This window comes from Paraflavitalea sp. CAU 1676, assembly GCF_029223285.1.
GTDB lineage: Bacteria > Bacteroidota > Bacteroidia > Chitinophagales > Chitinophagaceae > Paraflavitalea.
The window spans coordinates 624,470-648,967 of record NZ_JARHUJ010000003.1; the positions used below are offsets into that span (position 1 = coordinate 624,470).

General features: G+C 52.0%; 18 protein-coding genes. 13 read left to right on the top strand and 5 right to left on the bottom strand.

Features of this window, described 5'->3' with window-relative positions; genetic code table 11:
• Positions 1–7 precede the first annotated feature (7 nt).
• Both P2H89_RS11475 and P2H89_RS11480 read right to left on the bottom strand, forming a co-directional pair.
• The gene (locus P2H89_RS11475; RefSeq protein ID WP_275826884.1) at positions 8–544 is read right to left on the bottom strand and encodes an SRPBCC family protein; all 537 of its coding nucleotides are present in this window, start codon (positions 542–544) and stop codon (positions 8–10) included.
• Positions 545–700: 156 nt separating this feature from the next.
• The gene (locus tag P2H89_RS11480) at positions 701–2,986 is read right to left on the bottom strand and encodes a trehalose hydrolase (protein ID WP_275826885.1); all 2,286 of its coding nucleotides are present in this window, start codon (positions 2,984–2,986) and stop codon (positions 701–703) included.
• A 189-nt stretch (positions 2,987–3,175) separates the two neighbouring features.
• Between P2H89_RS11480 and P2H89_RS11485 the strand changes: the two genes are divergently transcribed.
• From P2H89_RS11485 to P2H89_RS11545, 13 genes are all read left to right on the top strand, one after another.
• Positions 3,176–4,906, top strand: a complete 1,731-nt coding sequence (locus P2H89_RS11485) for an amidohydrolase (RefSeq protein WP_275826886.1) — start codon at positions 3,176–3,178, stop codon at positions 4,904–4,906.
• A 215-nt stretch (positions 4,907–5,121) separates the two neighbouring features.
• A complete protein-coding gene (locus P2H89_RS11490) occupies positions 5,122–5,715 on the top strand; it encodes a sigma-70 family RNA polymerase sigma factor (RefSeq protein ID WP_275826887.1) in 594 nt (197 codons plus the stop codon).
• A gap of 45 nt (positions 5,716–5,760) precedes the next feature.
• On the top strand, positions 5,761–6,990 hold the full coding sequence (locus tag P2H89_RS11495; protein ID WP_275826888.1) for a FecR family protein: 1,230 nt from the start codon (positions 5,761–5,763) through the stop codon (positions 6,988–6,990).
• A gap of 136 nt (positions 6,991–7,126) precedes the next feature.
• Complete coding sequence (locus tag P2H89_RS11500; RefSeq protein ID WP_275826889.1) at positions 7,127–10,486, top strand: TonB-dependent receptor; 3,360 nt, start codon at positions 7,127–7,129, stop codon at positions 10,484–10,486.
• A 17-nt stretch (positions 10,487–10,503) separates the two neighbouring features.
• A complete protein-coding gene (locus P2H89_RS11505; protein WP_275826890.1) occupies positions 10,504–12,159 on the top strand; it encodes a RagB/SusD family nutrient uptake outer membrane protein in 1,656 nt (551 codons plus the stop codon).
• Positions 12,160–12,215: 56 nt separating this feature from the next.
• Positions 12,216–13,745 (top strand): arylsulfatase, encoded by a 1,530-nt coding sequence (locus P2H89_RS11510; protein WP_275826891.1) that lies wholly within the window; start codon positions 12,216–12,218, stop codon positions 13,743–13,745.
• A 368-nt stretch (positions 13,746–14,113) separates the two neighbouring features.
• A complete protein-coding gene (locus tag P2H89_RS11515) occupies positions 14,114–14,959 on the top strand; it encodes an aldo/keto reductase (RefSeq protein ID WP_275826892.1) in 846 nt (281 codons plus the stop codon).
• A 487-nt stretch (positions 14,960–15,446) separates the two neighbouring features.
• Positions 15,447–16,457 carry a lipid A deacylase LpxR family protein gene (locus P2H89_RS11520; protein WP_275826893.1) on the top strand — a complete coding sequence of 337 codons (1,011 nt, stop codon included), beginning with the start codon at positions 15,447–15,449 and terminating at the stop codon, positions 16,455–16,457.
• A gap of 173 nt (positions 16,458–16,630) precedes the next feature.
• A complete protein-coding gene (locus tag P2H89_RS11525; protein ID WP_275826894.1) occupies positions 16,631–17,032 on the top strand; it encodes a hypothetical protein in 402 nt (133 codons plus the stop codon).
• 4 nt (positions 17,033–17,036) lie between these two features.
• Entirely contained in the window at positions 17,037–17,900 is an 864-nt protein-coding gene (locus tag P2H89_RS11530; RefSeq protein WP_275826895.1) for a sterol desaturase family protein, read from the top strand.
• Positions 17,901–17,974: 74 nt separating this feature from the next.
• Positions 17,975–19,222: a sodium:proton antiporter gene (locus P2H89_RS11535; protein WP_275826896.1), complete on the top strand. Its 1,248-nt coding sequence runs from the start codon at positions 17,975–17,977 to the stop codon at positions 19,220–19,222.
• Positions 19,223–19,402: 180 nt separating this feature from the next.
• Positions 19,403–20,713 carry a sulfatase gene (locus tag P2H89_RS11540; RefSeq protein WP_275826897.1) on the top strand — a complete coding sequence of 437 codons (1,311 nt, stop codon included), beginning with the start codon at positions 19,403–19,405 and terminating at the stop codon, positions 20,711–20,713.
• 133 nt (positions 20,714–20,846) lie between these two features.
• Positions 20,847–22,133: a hypothetical protein gene (locus P2H89_RS11545; RefSeq protein ID WP_275826898.1), complete on the top strand. Its 1,287-nt coding sequence runs from the start codon at positions 20,847–20,849 to the stop codon at positions 22,131–22,133.
• Between the two features lie 22 nt (positions 22,134–22,155).
• Here P2H89_RS11545 and P2H89_RS11550 read toward each other — a convergent pair whose 3' ends face one another.
• The 3 genes from P2H89_RS11550 to P2H89_RS11560 form a co-directional block, all read right to left on the bottom strand.
• Positions 22,156–22,515, bottom strand: coding sequence for a SnoaL-like domain-containing protein (locus P2H89_RS11550; RefSeq protein ID WP_275826899.1), 360 nt, complete (start codon positions 22,513–22,515; stop codon positions 22,156–22,158).
• Between the two features lie 119 nt (positions 22,516–22,634).
• Complete coding sequence (locus tag P2H89_RS11555; protein WP_275826900.1) at positions 22,635–23,558, bottom strand: hypothetical protein; 924 nt, start codon at positions 23,556–23,558, stop codon at positions 22,635–22,637.
• On the bottom strand, positions 23,555–24,493 hold the full coding sequence (locus tag P2H89_RS11560) for a hypothetical protein (protein ID WP_275826901.1): 939 nt from the start codon (positions 24,491–24,493) through the stop codon (positions 23,555–23,557). The genes P2H89_RS11555 and P2H89_RS11560 overlap by 4 nt, the downstream gene beginning before the upstream one ends.
• Positions 24,494–24,498: the final 5 nt, after the last annotated feature.

Sequence of the window (24,498 nt, forward strand, 5' to 3'; positions counted from 1 at the left end):
GCGTAGATTAATTCGACTCCGAAATGCGCTTCAGGTTGTTCAAACCCTTGTCGTACGATTCACTCATCATCTTATCCATCGGCATCACCAACAGCATCGCATTCATGGGGTAAGAATATTGGGTATCGAAACCCCAGGTAACCTTGGTTCCTGCACCAGCGTCCTGCAGGTTGATAAAGATATCGGCATCTCCATCAAAAGGCTTAATGAACTTCATATGCGATTCTACCCGTTGCGGCTGATCTACTTTAGTGAGCGTTTGTGTGCCTGCCCCAACCTTCTCGCTGGTATAACTATAAGAAGAGCCCACTGTTCCCAGATTGCCGGCATAGCTTACTTTAATATTAGGATCTTCCTCACTCCAGGGATTCCATTTGTGGCATTCTTCTAAATTACTCACATGCGACCATACTTTTTCGCGCGGAGCATTGATGGTGATCTCTCTTTCAATATGATATTTCTTAGGAGCAATGAGGCCGGCAACCAGTACCAGCACAATCAGTGACAGGATAACAATACCTACGATTTTCAGGAACTTTTTCATACAACTGCTTTTTGGTTAAAGTGTGTTTACTGCGTTTCAAATGTTACTGCAAGGTAAACCACTCAAGCAATATTATACAGGGTACGTTACGCCTATTCAGCGGGCTGTTTGCGACTTCATTAGGACGTCCAAATTCTGCCCCAACTATTACAAGATTTATAACCGCGTTAATCGAATTGATTCATTAACTCCAGTCCTAAACTCAAAGACATCACCCCGCAGCACTTCAGCCTGCTGCCCGTCTCGGATAAGCTTTACCCGCCTGCCCGGCCAGGGATTCTCCATCCTGCAAAGCCTCCCCTTTTCACTCAACAACTGCACATACTTTACCTGTCCCTTGATCAATTCGCTGCTCACCAAAAAGGCGCCATAAGCCCTCAGGTTATTGAACGAAGCGTCCTCACTGCGCACCCAATTGGGAAACACCCGCACTACCCCTTCATAACTTTGCAGCAACATCTCATTGACGGTAAGCGGTACTGCCGCCAGGGTTTCCAAACCACCACCACCCGCCGTGATCCACCCATTGCGCAACGACTGCGCCGCAATACGCGCCTTCAGGTAATGAAGTATCAGTTCAGCATCAAACCCAACCCGCACCGCACCGGGAAAACAGGTCTCGATGCCATTGTTCATCGTATTGCCCCAATCACTTGTCCGGGTAATATTGTCGCTCCAGTGAGATACATCGTTCAGGAGAATCCGATTGAAGACAGAATCAGTATAAGGCCCCGCCACACCTGCCGGCATCAGCAGGCCATGGATGGAGACTCTATTTAAACCCGCCGGCTTCTCAATTCCCCAGGGCCGCTTCTCTACGCTCATCAAACTCTTTCTGCCATTGATCTCACCAACAGGATACTGGCTCAAATGATCATAGATATGCTTCCATTTTTCGCGGCGGTCAGCATCAAGCCCCATGTATTCACTCATATCCAGCATCCCCTTAAACAACATTTTGACCAAACCCAGCGACAACGTCGAATTGAAGTCACCCAGCCTGTCGCGCCAGTTGCCCGTGCTGCCCAGCCTTGGCATAATTTCATTGAAGTGATCGTCGTAGATCACATAACGCCCACCCTCAAACTTCAAGTAATCTTCCCAGAAATTGGCACACTCCAGTATATAAGGATAAACACGCTCAGCATAGGCCGAATCATACGTACTATAAAAGCGCATCATCATATTGCCTACACTGAAAACGGCATTGATCTTTTGACCAAGAAACTTATATCCGTTATCAATGGTGTTCTCCCGCGTTCCATACCGCTTCTCCATTTCTTCTGGCGTTAACGGCCATAGCGTGGTAACCAACCCCCGCGGACCAATACCCACCGGATAATAAATACCCTGCACGCCGAGTAATTGCTTAGCATGCGCCCGGCCGCTGTCCATATAGTCCAGCAAAGGCTGATCGAAATTATCGGTCAGGTCAATATGGTTGGAAGAATAAGCCGCCCAATAAGGCGCCTGGTAATTGTAGTTGAGGTGATAATCGCCTCCCCAGGCCGTAGAATCTTTGGTGATGAAAGGCCCCCAGATACCCGGCGCAAATTTTCCAGCCCGCGATGCGCAGGCCAGCAGGTATTGCGAAACATAATAATAGTGCTCGAAAAAAACGTCGCCGATCTTCACCGAAGACTTTGACCAGAATTCCTGCCACCAGCGCTCATGCGCTGCCCGCATGGTATCGAGCGTAACAGGGGTAAGGCCAGATGCCGCCCTGATGGCTTCCTGCTTCCATTGAGCCTGATCAAAACCCGACAACAGCGTAACAGTGATAGAAACCGGTTTGCCCGGCAACAATTCGATCTCCTGTTGCTGGCCAGCAGGCACACCCACCACCTTCACCGCCATCGCCACCTGCGAAGGCCATTTGTGCAGCCCCGTATCAGGAAATGAACGCGTAGCCCAATACACATCACCATCCCAACCAGTCTCCGAAGTGCTGGCATTTCCCGTTGGCACTACCAGACTCCACCGTAGATGGTACTTTTTATTAGAAGTAAAGGTGGCCACCACGGTATTGCTGGTAGCACTTACCCAGGCATCAAGCTTGACCTCCCCCATCCCCTTTTCGGTTGATCCGTAAATACGGCCCTTCACCATATCCTGCTCATAATACCAATCACCGTCTTTAAGCGAATCTATATCCACCTGCAATACACCCGGCAAGGCAATGCCACCGCCCGGGTACACCGGCCAGGGTCGCCAGCAATCATTTTTACCAAGGTAAAAGCAGAAACGGCCGGGCTCGCCACCAAAGGTTAATCCGATATCACCATTACCCGCTAAAAAACCATCTGGCGTTTTCGAAGTGGGCACCCGCGTGGGAGGTTCACCCCAACGGGCATTCAGCAAACTGAAATCGCCGGTTTGAGCGTTGAGGCGAATAACGGTACCTAGCAGGAAGCAGGAGATCAAAAAAGCAACGCGTTTCATAATGGCCATTGAGGTGATGCTTACAGTCTCCGCAATCTAAGCCTCCTTATCCATATAAACTTTGGCAGACTTTACTATCCTGTAAACAATATTGTCAACCATTTTTTCGGTATATTTATAGTACTCCCCCGATTACTCACTGCCACTCCCGCGTCAATCATCCAACCGATCAAAGATCATTCGACTACTATGATCCGTTTATTAAAACTATACTTACCAGCCTTCGGATTGGCGTTATTGTTCACAGCCTGCACACCGCCGTCCGCTTATCCCGGCGATGTAACCGTTTATTACAATGGCGACATACTCACCATGGAGGGCGATAGCGCTCGTTATGTAGAAGCCGTCGCCGTTCAATATGGCAAGATCGCCTTTGCCGGCAAAAAATCCGGCGCCTTGCGCATGATGGCTGATGCAGTTCAACTTATTGACCTGCGCGGCAAAACTTTACTACCGGGTTTTATCGATGCCCACGGTCATGTTGGTGGCTATGCCTCCTTTATGCATACAGCCAACCTCCTGCCCTCCCCTTATGGAACCGTCATGTCTATACCCGATCTGCAGCAGGCACTGCGCAACTATATTCGCGACCTGAAAATACCGCCCGGCACCGCCGTCATCGGCAATGGATACGACGACGCCAACATGCGCGAACACCGCCATCCCACGCAGGCACAACTCGATGCCGTATCTACCAAACATCCGATTTACATCATTCATCAGTCGGGCCATATGGGCGTAGCCAATAGCCTGTTATTGCAGCAAATGGGCATATCGTACGCAACACCCGATCCAACCGGAGGGGTTATAGGAAGGGATAGTAAAAGAAAAAAGCTCACCGGCAAACTCATGGAGAATGCCCACATCCAGGCACTGTATTTCCTGATGAAACAAACGCCCGCTCCCGATGAAACCCACAAGTTCGATGACCTCCTGGCCGCAGAACAAATATGGTTTGCCAACGGACAAACCACCCTCTGCGAAGGCAAATCATCCCCCGCCATGGTCAACCTGATCCGCGAGGCCAGTGACCGCGGATTGCTGCATGGCGATTTCATCCTGCTGCCCGATTACGATGCCTACCACGACAGTTTGCAGGTACTCAAAAAAGCCTATCGCCATTACCAGGGTCATTATAAGATCGGCGCTATTAAACTAACCTTTGACGGATCGCCGCAAGGCAAATCGGCCTGGCTCACCCAACCCTACCTGGTACCGCCCGAAGGTGCAAACAAAGATTACCGGGGACAACCGATCTACACGCACGAAGCAGCCTACCAGGCTTTGAAGAAAATATTCGAACAAGGAATGCAGGCCCACGTACATTGTAATGGCGACGCCGCTATCGATGAAGGCCTCAACCTGATGGATACCCTGCGCCGAGAGGGGCTGCGCACCAGCGACATGCGCTGCGTACTCGTTCATAGCCAGGTAGCCCGGCCCGATCAGGTACCACGCTTCAAAGAACTCGGCATCATGCCCAGTTGGTTCCCCACCCACACTTACCTCTGGGGCGACTGGCACCTCCACAGCGTGCTGGGGCGGCCACGCGCCCAACACATCAGCCCATTAAAACAAGGATTAGACAATGGTATCCGTTTCACCATACACCACGATGCGCCGGTTACACCGCCCGATCTCCTCACAGCTGTGTACAGCGCCGTCAACCGCACCACCCGCACAGGCATTGTGTTGGGGGCCGATCAACGCATCACACCCTATGAAGCGCTCAAGGCCATCACCATTAACGCAGCCTGGCAATGGGGAGAAGAAAAAGAAAAAGGCACACTCAGGAAAGGAAAAAGGGCCGACCTCGTCATACTCGACCGCAATCCGCTCAAAGTAGAGCCGGCCCTTATCAAAGACATCAAAGTGATGGAAACGATCAAGGACGGCGTTACCGTCTTCAAAAAACAATAGCTCAATAAATACGGTACCGCAGTGCACCGCCATTGTCCGTACCATCAATCAGTACAATCCCTATAAATTCAGTAGACCATCCGCTACAACAACCCCGGCGGGCACTTCCGCACTTTTAAGCAATCGATTGATCTGAAAAAAATACGCCTGTCGCCATCAATCAATGCCTTAATATTTACCTCGCTTGTTGGGAATTCCCTACTTTGCAAAGGTTTATGAGGTCCCTGGAACGAATGGATGAAGCAACCCTGCTGAGAGAAGTAGCCCAAGGCAACGAAGCTGCCTTCCGGCAACTCTTTGAGCATTGGCATCCGGTACTCGCCGCCTATATCTTCCGCATCACCCGATCCAAAGAAATGGCCGCCGAGATCGTACAGGACGTATTTCTCAAGATCTGGCTCGACCGGAAAGCACTCACCGAAATTCGCCAGTTCAAACCCTACCTCTGGGTCATCAGCCGCAACCATGCCATCAACCTCCTCAAGAAAACCATGCGCGAACTGAAACGCGCCGAGGTCTGGAAACAGGAAAACAGCCACGAAGCAGTAACGCAACCGGAAAACCAGGAGGATATCTACCACGTCCTGATCGACGAAGCCATCCATAAATTACCGGCCCGCCAACAGGAAGTTTTCATCCTCCACCGCCGCGAAAACCTCACCTACCAGCAAATAGCCCTAAAACTGGGCATCGGCCGGGAATCTGTCAAGACACACCTCAAGCTCGCCACCCAAACCATTTCCAAATACCTGCAGGATCGCCGCGTGCTGCTGATCCTCATGGCAGAAATATTTTCTAAAAAATTCTGATCCTCATTCCCCCTCTCCCTTCGATCACATTGTCCTATTGATAGCATGGCTCCACATCAACGAATCAGGTCTTTGTTCAACAAGTATATGGCCGGCACCGCAACGCCCGAAGAAACCAGGCAACTGGCCGAATGGGTAGAAGCAGCAGACCACGATACGGTATCCGACCTGTTGGGCCAATCCTGGGATGAATTCAGTGATAAAAAGCCGGTGATCCATCGCCAGGAAGCAAACGATATCCTGCAACAGATACTCCGCAGCGAAAAAGACGATCAACAAACCTATCCATCAGTACAAACCTATCCATTTGAAGAAAAGCGGCGCCTGATGCGCCCCTGGCAGTATGCAGCGGCAGCAGCCGTGTTGCTGATGCTCACTGCCGGCTACTGGTTCTATACCGGAAGCCGCACAAAGAGCAACCAACCGCAGCCCGTTGTGCAACGCACCAACGACGCCAACCCCGGCAACCGCCAGGCAATGCTAACCCTGGCCGACGGACGCAAAGTGCTGCTCGACAGTGCAGCCAACGGCATCCTGGCCATGCAGAACAGTACGCAGGTAGAATACCGGAATGGAGAAGTGGTCTACAGCACGCAGCCAACAACTGCTGGCAATAAGGTAGCCTGGAACACGCTCACTACCGCCAACGGAGAAAGCTACTCGCTTACCCTGGCCGATGGGTCGAAGATTTGGCTCAACGCGGCCTCCTCCGCACGCTTCCCCGTCAGCTTTACCGGCAAAGAACGCCGGGTGGAAGTGAGCGGCGAAGTGTACATCGAGGTCGCGAAGAACAAAGCCATGCCCTTCATCGTATTGGTCAATGGAATGGAAGTACGTGCCCTCGGCACCGCTTTCAACATCAATGCCTATGCCGATGAGCCTGCCATGCGCACCACCCTGGTGGAAGGCAGCGTACAGGTAAGCAGGAGCAACCCCGAAATCAGCGCTGGCAAAGTATTGGTGCTGGCACCCGGACAACAATCCGTTTGCACGCCCGATGGCAGCATGCAGCCAATGAAGGAGGTCAATACAGAAGAGATCATCGCCTGGAAAGAAGGCACTTTCTATTTTGACAACGCCGATCTGCAAACCATCCTGCGCCAGTTTGCCCGCTGGTACAACGTAACGATTGCCTATGAAGGTCCCATCAAAAACAGGAAATTCTTTGGCATCATCAGCCGTCACAGCAACTTATCCGCTGTGTTGAAAATGCTTCAGGCCAACGATATCAGCTTCCGCATAGACGGGAAAAAGCTGGTGGTCACATCCATGTAAGAAAGTAATCGATGCAATTTTTATAGCGACCAAGGAAAAGGCCCCTGGTGGAACAGGAGCCTTTTGTATTGTCCAGGTGTACAACCTGACAGGTGTCGAGCCTAATCATCATTGTTAACCCAAACATGACAAAGTTATGCATTTACCCAAACTGCTGCACATCATGAAGATCACCGCATTCCTGCTGCTCGTAACATGCATGCAGGTCGCCGCCCGGACAAACGGGCAAACGTTGAACCTGAAGATGAAAAATGTCCCTGTAAAACAGGTGCTCCAGGAAGTCCGCAAACAAACCGGCCTCAACATACTGGTCGATGAATCGCTGCTACAGCAGCCCCATAAAATAACTATCCAGGGCAGCAACCTAACCCTGGAAGAAGTGCTGCAGCATTGTTTCGCCGACCAGCCATTCACGTACATACTGGCCGATGGCTCCATCACCATCAAACCCAGGCAACAGCCCGCACCGGCGCCTGCACGCGTGCAGCCACCGCGAATCCAGGGCCGCATTACCGACGAACAGGGCAACCCACTCTCCGGGGCCTCCATTAAAATAAAAGGAACCGAATTGGGCACCGCCTCCGGTCCCGACGGCAGCTTCGCCCTCGACGCGCCCAACGACAAAGCCATTCTCGTCATCTCTTATATTGGCTATCAAACCCAGGAAGTCAACGCCTCCGCAACCGGCAGGCTCGATATAGTATTAAAACCTGCAGCTACCACCAGCGAAGAAGTGGTGATTATCGGATACGGTACGCGTAAAAAATCACAGCTCATCGGCTCTGTATCGCAGATCAATGCCGGGAAAGTGAACAACCGCGCCGTACCACAATTATCCAACGTGCTCACCGGCCAGATGCCCGGTGTAACCGTCATCCAGCGATCCGGCCAGCCTGGCGCCAGCGGCGGCAATATCCAGATCAGGGGCGTAGGTTCCTTTGGCGCCGCCACCGGAGCCCTCATCCTCATCGATGGCATACCCGCCAATTCATTCAACGATATTGATCCCAATGATGTGGAGAATATCTCTGTATTGAAAGATGCCTCCTCTGCCGCCATCTACGGAGCACGCGCCGCCAACGGCGTTATCCTCGTGACCACCAAAACCGGCAAAGGCGAAAAACTCAAGGTCAATTACAATGGCTATGTAGGTACGCAAAAAGCAACAGCTTACCCCGAGTTCGTGCACTCCTGGGAATATGCCACCCTGCTCAACGAAGCGCAACCCAATGCCTACACCGCCGAACAGATACAGAAATTCAAAGACGGCAGCGATCCCGACAACTATCCCGACGAAGACTATATCGATCTCGTGTTCAAGAAGTCGACACTGCAAACCGGACACAACATCTCTTTGTCCAATAGCAACAAAAACACTTCCTATCAGTTGTCATTCGGCTACCTCACACAAAATGGTATCGTAGAAAAGAACAATTACAACCGCTACAATATCCGTCTCAACCTCACCAATACACTGGCGCCAACGGTTAAACTCACCACCCGCCTGTCGGCCATACAAACGAAGAACGACGAGCCCGCACCGCCGGCCACGCTCGACTTCACCGACATGCTCAACGCCATCAGCAACGTGATCCGTACCCCATCGATCTTTGTCAACAAACTCAGCAATGGCGACTGGGGGCCTGGAGTCGTTGGCAAAGGCACACCGGTTTCTTACCTCGACAACGCCTCTTTCTACAAATACAAAGGCACCGACCTGGCCGCCAACCTGCGGCTCGACTGGAATGTGATCCCCACGCTTAAGCTGTCGCTGATCGGCGGCTACACCGCCCTCTTCGAGAACTCCAGGCGTTTCCTTGCTTCGCAGCGCATTAATGCCAACGTAAACCTTGGTCCTTCCAGCCTCACCCAGGCAAGCGGCAACTCCAACTACCGCACCTTGCAGCAGCTGGCAGAATACCGCCTGCCCATCGGCCGTCACGACATCAGCCTGCTGGCTGGTCACTCGTTCGAAGCCTCCTATAGCGAGTCTATAAACGCCTACCGCAATGATTTCCCCGGCAACGACCTCACACAACTCGATGCGGGTGGCGCTACCGGAATGACGAATGGCGGCACCGCCACCGAATGGGCGCTCGACTCGTACTTCGGTCGCCTGCAATACAACTTCGCCAATAAGTATTTTGCCGAAGGCGTATTGCGCTACGATGGATCATCCCGTTTTCCGAAAGACAAGAAATACGCACTCTTCCCCTCTGGCGCCATCGGCTGGCGCATTGGCGAAGAATCGTTCGTAAAAAATACGCTGCCCTTTGTAAGTGACCTGAAGCTGAAAGCCTCTTACGGCATACTCGGCAACCAGAACGTCACCAGCGGCAACTATCCTTATCAGAACATCCTCAATGCAGGATACAACTACGCCATCGGCAATGTGATCTCCACCGGCGTGGCGCGCACCAACATCACCGATACCACCTTGCAATGGGAATCGACCCGCACCAGCGATATCGGCATCGAAGCCAGCTTATGGAAAGGGCTCGTTTCGTTCAGTGTAACCTACTTCGACAAATACACCTATGATATCCTCGTGAGCCCGGCCGCCAGCGTATCGAATGTATTGGGCTTTGGCGTAGGTCCACAAAACGCCGGCAAGCTCAAGAACACCGGCTGGGAGTTCACACTCGCTCATAAGAATACCATTGGCAAATTCAATTACTCGATCGATGCCAACCTCACTTATGTCCAGAACCGTGTATCCGACCTCGGCGTAGGCAACGTAAAGCAACCCAACGGCCTCACCGGAAACGGCAGTTCCTTATTCATTGGCTACCCCATCAACCTGTATTATGGTTATGTAGCAGACGGACTCTTTACCGATGCCACCGAGATCGCCGCCTGGCCCAATATGGCCGCCCTCTTCGGAGGCACCGCCAACAGCAATGTAAAACCCGGCGATATCCGCTACCGCGATATCAGTGGTCCCGATGGCAAACCCGATGGCATAGTGAATGCAGCGTACGACCGTGTGGTATTAGGCAGCTTCATTCCTAAATACAGCTATGGCATCAACCTGGGCGCCGGCTATAAGGGATTCGACTTCTCCTTATTGTTACAGGGTATAGCCGGCGTAAAGGGCAACCTCAACAACTATGCAGGATATGCCTTCTATCAGAACGGCGGAATACAACGCTGGCAGGCCGACGAACGGTGGACGAGCGCCAACCCCAATCGCGATGCCAAATATCCGCGCCTGGAAGTGATCACCAACCAGGGCACACCCAATACACAACAATCTTCATTCTGGATGCTCAACAGTGCTTACCTGCGCTTGAAGAATATCCAGCTGGGATACAACCTGCCGGCCGCCTGGTTGAAGAAAGCAGGCATCGGCTCGCTGCGTGTGTATGCGAATGCGGAAAACCTGCTCACCTTCAGTCAGTACCGCAAAGGATGGGATCCCGAGATCAATAATTCCGGAGGCTCTTACTACCCCATCCTCGCCAACTACACCATCGGCCTTAACCTCAACTTTTAATCGCCAATCCTACAACAATGAAGCAAACAACCCGCTATATACGCAACATCAGCATGGCCGCCCTCAGCGCCATCACGCTATTACCGGCCTGCCGCAAAGAGCTCGACAAATCGCCGCTCTACCAATTCGCCAATGAAACCTTCTGGACCTCCGAAGGTAATGCCGTGCTCGCGCTCAACGGGGTTTACCGGGGTAATATACAGATGAATCAGCTGGCCGAGTTTTCCGCCACCGACTGGTGGTCGTACCACGGCCTTCTCTACCTTGAATTTGCCACCGACAATGCCTACGACCGCCGCGGCGATAACTCGGCCATGAACAGGTTGTCCAATGGCACCCTTACGGCCGACAACAGTTATCTCAGCAACTACTGGAATGCCAGCTATAGCCGCGTGGCGCGTTGTAACTATTTCCTGGAGAATGTGGCTAAGACGCCCGTAAGTGAAGCCAAGCTGAAACGCTTTACCGCAGAAGCACGCTTTATCCGCGCCTGTCAGTATTTCTATATGTCGCAGTACTGGCAATCGGTACCGCTCGTTACCAAAACACTCAGCCTGCAGGAAGCCAATACCGTTACCAAGGCCAGCAAGCAGGACCTCGTGAATTTTGTAACGACCGAACTCAAAGCCGTAGCAGCCGACCTGCCCCAGTTCAAAGACATCCCTTCTTCCGAAAGAGGCCGGGCCTCCAAACAGGCTGCCCTCGCCTTCCTCGGTCGTTTGCAACTGGCAGAAAAGAAATATGCCGACGCAGCCGCTACCTATAAAACGATCATCGACTTCAACGACAACATCATCGATGCAGATTTTGAAGGATTGTTCAACAGCACCAATGAGAACAGCAAAGAGATCATCTTCGCCACACAATATATTCAGGACCTGGCAGGCAATGGCATATTGCAGCACGATTACCCGGCCATGGTAGGTGGCTGGCATTTGTACTGCCCGCTCGGCAGCCTGGTAGAATCATTTGAGTTTACCGACGGCACCACCTTCAGCTATACAGATGCGCGCTACAACGCAGTAGATCTCGGCGCCTCCCGCGACCCACGTCTCAAGTACACCGTGCTCTACAACCAGCAATCGTTCCGTGCACTGAAATACATCACGCATCCCGATTCCGCCAAATCCGCCGATCAGCTCACCACCACCAAGCAGGCCACCCGCACCGGCTTCGGCTTGAAGAAGTTCAACTTCGAAGGCTTCGCCGGCGGCAACCTGCAGAACTCCGGCATCGACCTGCCCATTATCCGCTATGCAGAAGTATTGCTCAGTTACCTCGAAGCCAAACTCGAGAACGGTGATGCCATTGACCAGGCTTTGCTGGATGCTACTATCAACAAAGTGCGCGGGCGCGCATCGGTGAACATGCCCAAGGTAACAGAAACCGATGCCACCAACTTACGCAGCATCCTGCGCCGCGAACGCCGCAACGAGCTGGCCTGCGAAGGCGTCCGCTACTGGGACCTCCTCCGCTGGGGAATAGCACCCACCGTACTGAACGGAGATTTTTATGGCGCACCGTATCCCACCGCGGTCAACCTGCGCAAGAAAGGCACTACCATCGATCCCTGGAAGCGCTGGTATGTCACCTCGAAAACATTCCGCGCCGGAACCGATGAAAAATGGCCCATACCGCAAAGCGAACAAAACATCAATCCGAACCTCAAATAACCATACAACCGGTATATTTGAACCAACATCCATCACCGCTACAAATCATCACCCGCATGATCAAAAAGATCGCAACATGCCTGTTCACCGCCGTATTGCTGAGCCACCCGGGCAAAACCCTGATGGCCCAGCAAAAACCCAATATCATCTTCATCATCGCCGACGACCTCGGCTATGGTGATCTCGGTTGCTATGGTGCCACAAAGATCAAAACGCCGCACATCGACCAATTGGCAAAGCAGGGCCTTCGGTATACGAACGGACATACTACCTCGGCCACCTGTACGCCTTCGCGTTATGCCTTGCTCACCGGTCAATATCCCTGGCGCAAAAACGGCACCGGCATCCTGCCCGGTGATGCAGCGCTCATCATACCACCCGGCTCTACGACGGTTCCTTCCTTATTGAAGAAAGCCGGCTATCAAACCGCCGTCGTGGGTAAATGGCATCTTGGCTTAGGCGAGGCAGTGGAGAAGAACTGGAATGGGGAGGTAAAACCCAGTCCCAACGAAACAGGATTCGATTACTCTTTTATCTTCCCCGCTACGGCCGACCGCGTGCCCACGGTATTCCTCGAGAACCACCACGTGGTAGCGCTCGACAGTAGCGACCCCATTGCCGTCAACTACAAGCAAATGGTGGGCAACGAGCCTACCGGAAAAGATCATCCTGAATTGCTGAAGCTGAAAGCTTCTCCCGGTCAGGGACACAACCAAACCATCGTGAACGGCATCGGCCGCATTGGTTACATGACTGGCGGTAAAACAGCCCGCTGGGTCGATGAAGAAGTATCTACCACCTTCCTGGCGAAAGCAAAGTCTTACATACAGGATCACCACAAGAAACCATTTTTCCTCTACTTTGCCCTTACCGAACCACACGTGCCGCGTATGCCGGCCACGATGTTCAAAGGCAAAAGCGGATTGGGATTGCGCGGCGATGCCATCCTGCAGCTGGATTGGACCGTTGGCCAGATCATGCAGCAACTCAAAGACCTCGGCATCGAAAAGAACACGATCGTCATCTTCACCAGCGACAACGGCCCCGTGCTCGATGATGGTTATGCAGACGAAGCCGTGACCAAACTCAACGGACATACCCCTGCCGGCCCGCTGCGCGGCGGCAAGTACAGTGCCTTCGAAGCAGGTACCCGCGTGCCCTGGATCATGAGCTGGCCCGGCGCCATCAAGCCCGGCGTAACGGACGCGTTGCTATGCCAGGTGGACCTGCTGGCCTCCTTCGCCAAACTCACCAAACAAACACTGGCCAATGCAGATGCCCCCGATAGTTATGATACCTGGGATGCCTTTACCGGCAAAACGAAAACCGGTCGCAGTACACTGGTACAACAAGGGGGCGCCATATCTATCGTAAATGGTCATTGGAAGTACATCGAACCGTCTAAGGGAGCTAAGATCCTGGGCGGTGTGAACATTGAGTCGGGCAGCGACGAAGAACCGCAATTGTATGACCTCTCCAACGACATTGGCGAAAAGAACAACCTCGCCAATACCCATCCCGATAGAGTGATAGCATTGAAAACACTGTTGCAGCAGATCAGGGACGCCGGACGAAGCAGAAAATAATAGCTCAACATGTCAAAGCCATGTCAGGTAAAGTCATATTAAGTCATGACATAACCTGACATGGCTTAATATTTTCAACCCTGCAGTAGGAATGGCCACGGGGCCTGATTAATTTTGCTCACCCCCACCCGGCCCGTGGCGCTCCCGTACCCGTTCCGTACCCGACCCGTACCGGTCTCGAATAAATAGCACAACTTTTAAAACACGGCCATTTTCACTAAAAATGGACGGATGACTGTTGCCATAAAAGTACCTGACGCCCCTAGTTTGAATTTTGCAATAAACCCTTTGAATAGTGCAATTAATCGCCCGAACCAGGAAATCAACCCCGCTGTTATTTAATCCATACACTACCAAAAATCAAAAAGATGAGCACACAAACAATTGAACAAACCTGGAAACTGGGTGAACAACTCGAAATAAACAGATTGGGTTATGGCGCCATGCAACTGGCCGGCCGTGGCGTATTTGGTGATCCGAAAGACCGTGAAGGCGCCAAAAAAGTATTACAGACAGCAGTAGCCGGCGGCGTCAACTTCATCGACACAGCCGAAGCCTACGGACCCAGGACCAATGAAATCCTGATCGCCGATGCCTTGCATCCCTATCAACAGGGACTGGTGATCGCCACCAAAGGAGGCTTCGACCGCCCTTCTGCCGAAGCCTGGATACCCAATGGTAAACCGGCCCATATCCGCGAACAGATTGAAGGCAGCCTCAAGCGGCTAAAAGTCGATACCATCGACCTCTGGCAGTTACATCGCATCGACTCCAATGTACCGGTAGAAGAAACCCTGGCGCCTGTGGCAGACGCCGTGCAAGCAGGTAAGATCCGTTACGTGGGACTATCCGAAGTAAACATCGCGCAGATCGAGCGCGCTGAAAAAGTAGTCCCCATTGTATCGGTACAAAACCTGTACAACCTCGGCAACCGCCAGTGGGAAGAGGTATTGAACTATACGATCAAACGCAACATTGCTTTCATCCCCTGGTATCCGCTCGCCTCGGGTCCGGATGCACTGGCCCCAAAGATTAACAGCATTGCGCAGGCGCACAACGCCACGGTAGCGCAGATAGCGCTTGCCTGGCTGCTGCACCGCGCCAACAATATTCTGCTGATCCCCGGCACCAGCTCTGTCGGCCACCTCAACGAAAACCTCGCCGCCGGTGACATTACCCTCACCGACGCGGAGTTCGAAGCGCTGTCCAACTAGTTTTTCATGGCTAACCAAAGAAGGGCTGCCCCCGCGGGCGGCCTTTTCGCTTTAAAGAATTGAACACGAAGCACTTACCCGAAAACCATCGTTAATACGCACATAACTCGCAGTAAACCCGCTGCTTATATACTGAAACAAGCCCCGGAATGGCACTGGAATGCACTAAAACAGGCACTTTTCATAGAGGGCCAGTGCAATTTGTAGTGAATAACAGTGCTTCACGAAGGGTGTTTTCAGGCTATCTCGCATGAGTCCGGCGTGGATTCCGGGCGGCGCCTTCAAACCCATTCATTCCATTACCCTTTCAACCGAACCCGCTACACCTCTGCCTACAATTCATCCCACTACCTAACTTTCCGGTAATAAAAAAGCGGTAGTTTGCCACACAACGAAAACAAAATTGATCAACAGGGCGTTGTATCGGTTCGCTATCGAAACGTAACTTCGAAAAGCCTGGCAATAAGCATCAACATTCGTTCAGCGTATGAAGGGAGTTCTCAGGAATTTGCTTTGGGGGATATTGGCCTTGCCATCGATCATGGTCCACGCTCAGGAACCGGCCAACCGGTACCTGTTCAGGGTCTATGAAGACAACGATGCCATGAACCTCTTCGATCCCGGCAGCGACAAAGGGTATACCAACGGCACCCGCCTCGATTTCTTCTGGGTGCCGCGCAAAGCCCCCTTTCTCAGCCCGCTGTTTCCCAAAGCCGGTGCGGGCAGCGTCAATACCCATGGCTGGAGTGCGATGCAGATGATGATCACGCCCGACAATATCCTGCGCCGTTATCCCGATCCCACCGACTATCCCTATTCGGGCGGACTGTTTGCGACCCGCAGCCTGCATTCGGCCAATCCCGACCGCAAGATCAGCTTCCAATCTGAACTGTTGCTGGGCGTTATGGGGCCACCGGCCCTCGCCGAGGATATGCAAAAACTCATTCACCGCATTATAGCCGCTCAGCCGCCCCGTGGCTGGGATTACCAGAAGTCGACCGACTTACTCCTCAATTACCAGTTTGCGGTCAGTAAACAGCTGGCAAACATGCCTGCGGGCATGGAGCTGATCGGCCATGCACAGGTGAATGCCGGCACCATGCAGAATGGCGCTTATATATCCACCCTGTTCCGGTGGGGCAAGAATATGAACCATTATTTCGATGGATTGATCCCGCAGTTCAGCAAAGACCGGCAGCAAGCCGACCGCTGGCAGTTCTACATCACTATACAGCCCGGCGCCGAACTGATGATCACCAATGCCTTGCTCGATGGCGGGGTCTTCAACGATCACCCCAAACAATTGCAGGGCACCAACCCGTATGGCGAACCAGGGCCAATACCTACCCGGCGCAAGCTATTGGGCCGACTCGATTTCGGCGCCGTCCTCTCGCACGGCAATTTCGGAGTCACCTATACGCAAAAAAGTACCACCCCCATTTACAGCGGTCTGCAGCCCCAGGGGCTGGGCAATGTGTCGGTTTACATCGCCTGGTAGGCCATGGAGCGCCTTCGGTAAGGCTCCTCCTGTTCGCACTTCCCCAGGCTGTCACCTCCCGATTTTAAGCGGCCCGTCCCGGCTACACACGTTACCCGGTTTTTTTAACAAAATCACCCAGGAGCATTTGTGTAATTTTTAGGTCGATTGCATCTACTACCAAACCACTGCTCATGAACCGGACATTTACCAAGGTCATCACCCTCACGGGGTTCGTTTTGCTGATCGGCGTATTCATTTACTACCGCCTGGATGGGTTTGAAACGACAGCACCTGTTATGCTCACCAGCAACCAGTCCGGTGCCGCTGATACCACCCGGCCACAAAACACCGATTCCCTGTTATTAGAAGAGATCATCGATTCCTTATCCTACATCCGGATGGTTAGCTCCAAAAGCATCGTAGTATTGAAAGATGTTAAATCCGAATTCAGGAAAGATCTCTTATCAGATACTGTCCGGTTGCGAAAGCTGCTTGACAAGCAAAAAGCCAGGCAACTCACCCGCAGCCAGTCTGTCAATATTCCAACGAAGTCTGCCGGCACCAAACGCGATACTACCAACCAGCACAACTAACAATATGCATTGGTTACAATTGTTATTGGGTACAGGAGCCAGCCTGCTTTTTCTGGCGCTTGTATTCATACCCATGGAAAAGGTATTCCCTGCGCGCAAAGAGCAAAAGATTCTAAGGCCCCATTGGATACTTGACCTTTGCTACTTCCTCGGTCAGTACTTACTGTGGAATGGACTGATATTATGGGCACTCACTTATGCCGAACAGTGGCTATCAGGTATCGTACCGGCATCGTTCCGTTCGATGGTGGGCAAACAGCCCGTTTGGCTGCAGGCACTTGAAGTAGTTGTCTTCAGCGACCTCATTATTTACTGGGGTCACAGGCTGCAGCACAAAGTCGATTTCCTCTGGCGCTTTCACAAAGTGCACCACAGTGCGCAGCACCTCGACTGGCTCGCTGCACACCGCGAACATCCGCTCGATTCGATCTATACCGTAGGGCTCATCAATCTGCCCGCATTGATCATGGGTTTCAACCTCGCGCCGCTCACCGCCGTCATCGCCTTCCGCGGCATCTGGGCCATTTATATTCATTCCAACGTACGACTGCCACTGGGCCCGCTCAAAGTACTGGTCGGATCGCCGGAACTGCACCACTGGCATCACGATATTGAAAGAGACGCGGGCAACTATGCCAATATATCACCACTCATGGATAAACTGTTTGGCACCTATACATGTCCGCCCAGAGAGCCCGAACAGTACGGCATTAAAGAAGATTTCCCGCAGCATTATGTTGGGCAGATGTTACGGCCGCTACTACCACTTCAAACAAGAAAGAAAAAGAAAGGTATCGTCGTTAACAAGGAGAACCATCAGTTTCCTTCACCCATCAACCAGGCATCGCAATCGCCTCCCCGATTCTAATATTATTCTAAGATGCTCCGCCCCACACCCGTCGTATCTTTGCGCCTTTTAAAGATAACCGGTCAACGTGTGTTATGGAGCTATACTATTCCTTTTCTGTACTGATCGTGCTGGCATCGTTTTTCGCTTACATCAACCTGCGGGTACTTAAATTACCTTCTACCATCGGGGTCATGATCATTGCGATGATCAGCTCCATCCTGCTGGTAATCGGCGGCAGCCTGTTCCCGAAATTCTTTACGCACTTCTCCACCCTGCTGATGGATGTGGACTTTACCGAAGTGCTGATGGGCGCTATGCTGAACTTCCTGTTGTTTGCCGGTGCTATTCATATCAACCTGAAAGACCTGCGCGAACAGAAAGGTCCCATCATCGTATTCTCCACCGTAAGTGTATTGATCTCGACGTTTGCGATCGGCATCATCCTGTATTACATATTTGCATTATCGCATATAGACCTTCCCTTCATTTATTGTTTATTGTTTGGCGCCCTCATCTCCCCCACCGATCCTATTGCAGTGATGGGCATATTGAAGAAAGCCAATGTAAGAAAGTCGCTGGAAACGAAAGTAGCCGGGGAATCCTTGTTCAACGATGGCGTGGCGGTAGTCGTGTTTGCCGTGATATTGCAGGTGGCACAGGGCAGCGAAGTGGATATGTCGGTAGGCAATGTGAGCTGGTTGCTGGTAAAAGAAGCAGCGGGCGGTTTCATATTGGGCGCTTTGCTCGGACTCGGCGCCTCCAATGCCATCCGCAAGATCGACGACTACAATGTAACCGTGCTCATCACTTTGTCGGTCGTAATGGGTGGGTACCTCATCGCGCACACGCTGCACATGTCGGGCCCGCTCACTATGGTGGCGGCGGGTATCGTGATCGGTAATTACGGCAAACGGACTGCCATGTCGGCCACCACGAAAGATTACCTCAATAAGTTCTGGGAACTGGTAGATGAGATCATGAACGCGATCCTCTTTCTCTTCATCGGCTTCGAGTTATTGCTGATACCGCACCTCAGCAGTTATTGGATCATGGGCAGCATAGCGATAGGGGTGGTATTGCTGGCACGTTTCATCTCCATCTGGCTGCCGGTAAAGCTGATCCCCTTCCGCAATAAGTTCAGCAGCGGCACCATCAAAATACTCGTATGGGGTGGCTTGCGCGGCGGCGTATCCATTGCACTGGCGCTCTCGATCGATAATGGTCCGTACAAGCTGGCCATCATCGCCATTACTTATTTCGTAGTGGTATTCTCGATCATCGTGCAGGGATTGAGCATCGGCAAAGTGGCCGGCAAGGTGTTGTCGAGGGAGGAAGTCTAAGAATGCTGCCCAGTGACCAGTCCTGCAGCATCCATCGGCCGCATATGCGTGACGCATTCCCGCATCAGCTATCGCTAGCTTCAGGACCTTCCCACCTTCAAAAAGCCGGGTGCCTGCACAAGATGTCATTCCGCAACCGGTTGTGTTTTCATCATTCCCATTTAACAATTAAATTGCGGTATGAAGTTAACCTCCCTGCTGCTCTCCGGTTTGTTGTGCGTGATTACTGCTACGGCGCAGAAGCGCCCCAATATCATACTCGTATTCACCGACGATATGGGCTACAGCGACCTCAGCTGCTTTGGCAATCCCCTCATCAAAACACCTTTCCTCGATAAAATGGCAGGGCGTGGCATCAAAGCCACCAATTTCCTGGTAGCGTCACCCACCTGTACGCCTTCCCGCGCTGCGTTGCTCACCGGACGTTACGCCACCCGTTTCAACTTGCCCGTACCCATAGGTCCCTGCGCCAAAAATGGACTTCCCGAAGAAGAAGTGACTATCGCTGAAATGTTGAAGCAGGTAGGTTATCGCACGGCACTCGTCGGCAAATGGCACCTCGGCGACAAACCAAACTACCATCCCAATACGCAGGGCTTCGACCAGTTCTTTGGAACGCTGTATAGTCATGACTATCGTCCGCCTTATGTGCAAACCGATACCACCATGAAGATCTGGCGCAATCGTACAGCCGCGATCGTGAAGCCCGAAGACACCACTCTTACAGAAATATATGCCGCAGAGGCCATCAAATACATCAAGGACCAATCTGCTCAACAACCCTTCTTCCTGTACCTGGCAGAGAACATGCCACACCTGCCGTTGGCAGTGCCGGCCAAATGGAAAGGACATTCAGCGGCCGGACTGTATGGCGATGTGATCGAGCACCTCGATGAGAGCCTGCAGCGCGTATGGGCAGCCGTAGAGGCAAAGGGTATGGCCGATAACACCATCTTTATTTTTACAAGCGACAATGGCCCCTGGATCGGATTCCCCGACCGCATGGCGGGCGACGGACATACCAAAGCCTGGGAAGTAGGCACAACCGGCATCTTCCGCGGGCAAAAAGGCAATACCTACGAAGGTGGTCACCGTGTACCCTTTATCTTTTATTGGAAAGGACGCGTACCGGCCGGCAAAACGATCACGGATCCTGTATCCTCACTCGATATATTACCCAGCATAGCCCAATGGCTCAATATTCCCACGCCGGCCGGCAGAACGCTCGACGGGCAGTCGGTCGTTGACCTGCTCTCCGGCAAGAAAGAACACATCGACCACCGCCCCATTTATTATGTACACAACCAGGCACAGGCAGTGCGAGACGGTAAATGGAAGTTGCGCGTAACGAGTGCAGACAACAAAACGCTCACCGAATTATTCGACATGGAAACCGATCCCGGCGAGAACTACAACCTGGCAGCTGGCCACGCAGAGATCGTAGCCCGTTTGCTAAAGCTGCTCGATGAATTTCCCGGCATGAAACCATAAGCACCGCGATCAAACAAAGGCCTTCACAACAACTTAAATCGTCACCACAATTCAACGGCTGGTATAACAGCCCATACACTCCTGTCTTTTACCGCGGCAAGGTGCATAGCAACTTTGCCCCAAAGTAATAGACATGAAACAATTGGTAACAGGCAAGTGGTTACTCATCCTTGCCTTGGCAGGCATTAGCATAGCATCCTGCAAGAAAAGTGGTTCGTCCGATAAACCCGGCAACGAAGGCGGAGAAGATCCTCAAACTGAAAGCACCGGCCTGGTAACAGCAGCAGGTGTACCCGTAGGTCAGCCCGAAACAAAGCAGATCGGTGCAGAAGGTGGCAGTTTCACCACAGCCGATGGCGCCTTAAAGATCGATGTGCCGGCAGGTGTATTCACTACCACTCAGACAGTTAGTGTGCAGCGCATCAGCAATGAAAACAAGGTCGGCACCGGCATAGCTTATCGCCTCACACCGCACAATGTAAAATTCAGTAAGCCGGTCACCCTTACCTTTCAATATGCCGACAGCAATCTCGTGGGCACCATCCCGCAGGCCATAGGCATATCCTATCAGGACGAAAAGGGAGTATGGCAATCCATCGGCAATCAACAGAATGATATAGCTGCGCGTAAAGTATCGGTGCAAACCGATCACTTCAGTGACTGGACGCTGTTTCAGGCGATGAGTATATTTCCAACGCAAGGCTACGTCGAATTGGGCGGTTCGCTGCCCCTGCGGGTAGTCAAGGCAATAACGGAGCCTTCAACGGGTCTTGAATTACCGGTACCTGCCGTTACCGTACCTATACACGATACTACCGGTAAGGTGGTGAAGAGTTGGGCAGTAACAGGAGGTGGAGCCATTCAGGGCGTTGGCGGATCGGCCACCTATTATGCGCCACAGTCCATACCCGACAAAAATCCGGTGGCAATAACGGCCACCATAGCAGCAAAAGGGGGCGAACAGTGGCAGCTCGTCAGCAATATTTATGTTGGCAAGGAAGGTATCAATTTTCGTATCAACAATGGTCCCTGGATCCATGCAGACGTCGTCCTGGGCGCTATAAGGGTCAATGACACTTTACGCACCATACAGGGAGTGCCCATCATCGACAATACGCCAGGGGGCTCATTCAGCATACATTGGTTGCGGGGTGCCGCTGGCGAAACTCAACAGTGGGGTAAGAAGTTTGCGGCGCTTCAGTACGGCACAGGCGGAGCCATCTCGTACTGGCAGTTCAAGCCCACCCAGGGTGCATTGGAAGTCAGTCCAGGCTATCTCACCTTCGCGGAATATCATGGAGACTATGTATCGGGCGGTTTCCTGCTCACGAAGGCGAGCAAAGAAACGACTGTCTACCCATCAAACACCTGGGAAACGGTGCGGATAGAAGGCAACTTCCGGGTGAAGTGGAAAAAGTAATTGAACTAAATAAGGCGGCGCACTACATATAGAATTGCTCTTCAACGACCTTACCGTCTTTGACCTGGTATACGCAGAGCTCTTTCATAGGGGTGCGCCCCATTCCTTTCATGGTGGCGTCCATGTCGAGTACACAGGCAAAAGAATTGTCGGCCACTATAGGATCAGAAACTTTAATGCTGTGCATGGTCTCGACCATGGCATCAAATTTCTTTCCTTTCTCGACAATGGCAGGTAACCCTTTGGTTACTTTCTCGAAGCCAGGTGAAGCTTCGGGCTCGATGCTGGAGCAGTTTTCTGCATAGAGTTCTTGCTGGGCCTTGGCCCATTCGCCGGTACGGCAGTATTGTACCAGCTTGTCAGCAATCTGTTGAGTGGTCATATGGAAAGTTTTCCTGCTCCGCAGCAAAAAGCAGGCCCGGAGAACGGGTGGCAGCAGCATGCTGGCCTCTTAGCAGGATAAGTCCTGCACAGATCGCAACATGCCTTCGGACTTGATCCTTATGGTACTATCTCATACTCGAGCTGTCGGGTAGCTGTTTTAATCAGCCCGTTTTCTTCATACTCAAAGCGAACAGGAATAGAATATTTCCCCGGCAGTCCTGTTACCCTGACTTTCCGGGTTGCCCAGTCCCACGACTCTCTGCGCGTGATAGAGTCTTGAATAAATACTCTTTCACTGGAATGATAATTACGGTAACCATACCCCAGGAATACGGTTAGCGGTTGTCCCTTTTTTATTTGGTTGGCACTGATATCGCAAATAGCTGTGGCAAAAAACCATCCATCGGTAGCACCTATTTGGTTACCCAGGTATTCAATCAGCTGCGCCTGCATGGCGAGCACATCTGCCTTCATATTGGCCAGCAGCAACAGGGTTGTTTCTTTACGATGGTCACCCGCATGGTCCCTGACCCATTTCATTTTTCTGGAACTCGGGTCGATAGTAGAATCTGCGGGCAATAAGGGCCCATGAACTGTAAACCCTAAAGAGTCCCGCAACAACACTTCTGCAAACGTTGGATTCTCCCTATACAGGCTCGGTTGCATAGTTGAAAGCATCCGATGCTTGTATTGAAGCAAACGGTCATAGAGCACTCCATCATCGAATAACGTTTCGGTAGTGCCCACTTCTTTACGCAAGGCGGCTTCCAAACTATCGAGATAAGTACAGGCCTCATGGCCTGTTGCCTTTACTAGCTTCCCCCTATCAAACCATACCTCAGCTTTCATTCTTTGGCTTGGATCGAACCATTTATTTTCGAGGAACCGGAATGAACTGGCACTGGCGCTTCTCATCTCCTCCCCTATCGACCGAAAGGTTTTCTCCAAAGCCGCTCGCCTGTATTCCTCCGCGTGTTCATTACACCCGGTCAACACAAGCATGAAAAGCCCGGTAAACAGCGACATCAAAACAGCCCTCATGGTATCAATTTATAGGTTAACCTTTTAGACTCAGCAACAACAGGATCATCCCAATGCTTATACCGTATAATGACTGGAATGGAATAATAACCCGGCTTACCAGCCGGCTTAAACTCGACGCTCCCGTCTTTTAGATCATTGAAGCCATAGGTAACACCACCCACGGTGTATTTCATAACCGAGTCAACGCGAAAGAGGCCAACACCGGCCTTCACTTCAATAGAATCACCGCTATGCAACACAGTTGAGTTAGCCGACACTACGGGGACAGAAACAAATCGGGGTATTTTCGCCGAGGGGAGCCAATTCTTTACATACGACATCCATTGGTATTCGGTAGAGAGGATTTCATACCGGAGTTTGTTTAACATGACGATCGCCATGAGCGGCGTAGAGCTACCAAAATTATCTGCTATCCATTTCTTCGATTCGCTGGGAACAGAGCTCATCGAGTCACCAGCAGTATTCAATTTTCTGGTCAACTCAAGTTTAAACCTGACTATATCTTCTTTGACAGACAATTCCACGGAGGGATCGCCGCCGCGCCGGTAAAAGTCCGGGAAAGAATCCAACAGCCTGACAGTACCATATAGGCGGTCGTAGAGATTCTTACCTTGCCTGCTCATTAAAGAATCAACGACGGAAGCATCATCCTCACTCCTGTTCTCCAGCAAATTGACCATTGAATCCAGCATCAGGAGAGCTGGCGAAAGATCACGATGAATTGCAAGGATCCCTGCACCATGAAACATTGCCAGATCGTGCTGTTGCGGATCAAGGAGCCCCTCTCGCTGTCTATCTCTTATATATCGGACCCTCTCCTGAAGCATACCACTACCATGACCTAAAGTATGGTTCAATTCTTTTAATTGCCCGGGTGAATAGCGGGGTTTGCAGCCGCCAGCTAAGGCTGCCGTAATCAAAACAAGGGCCATGATGC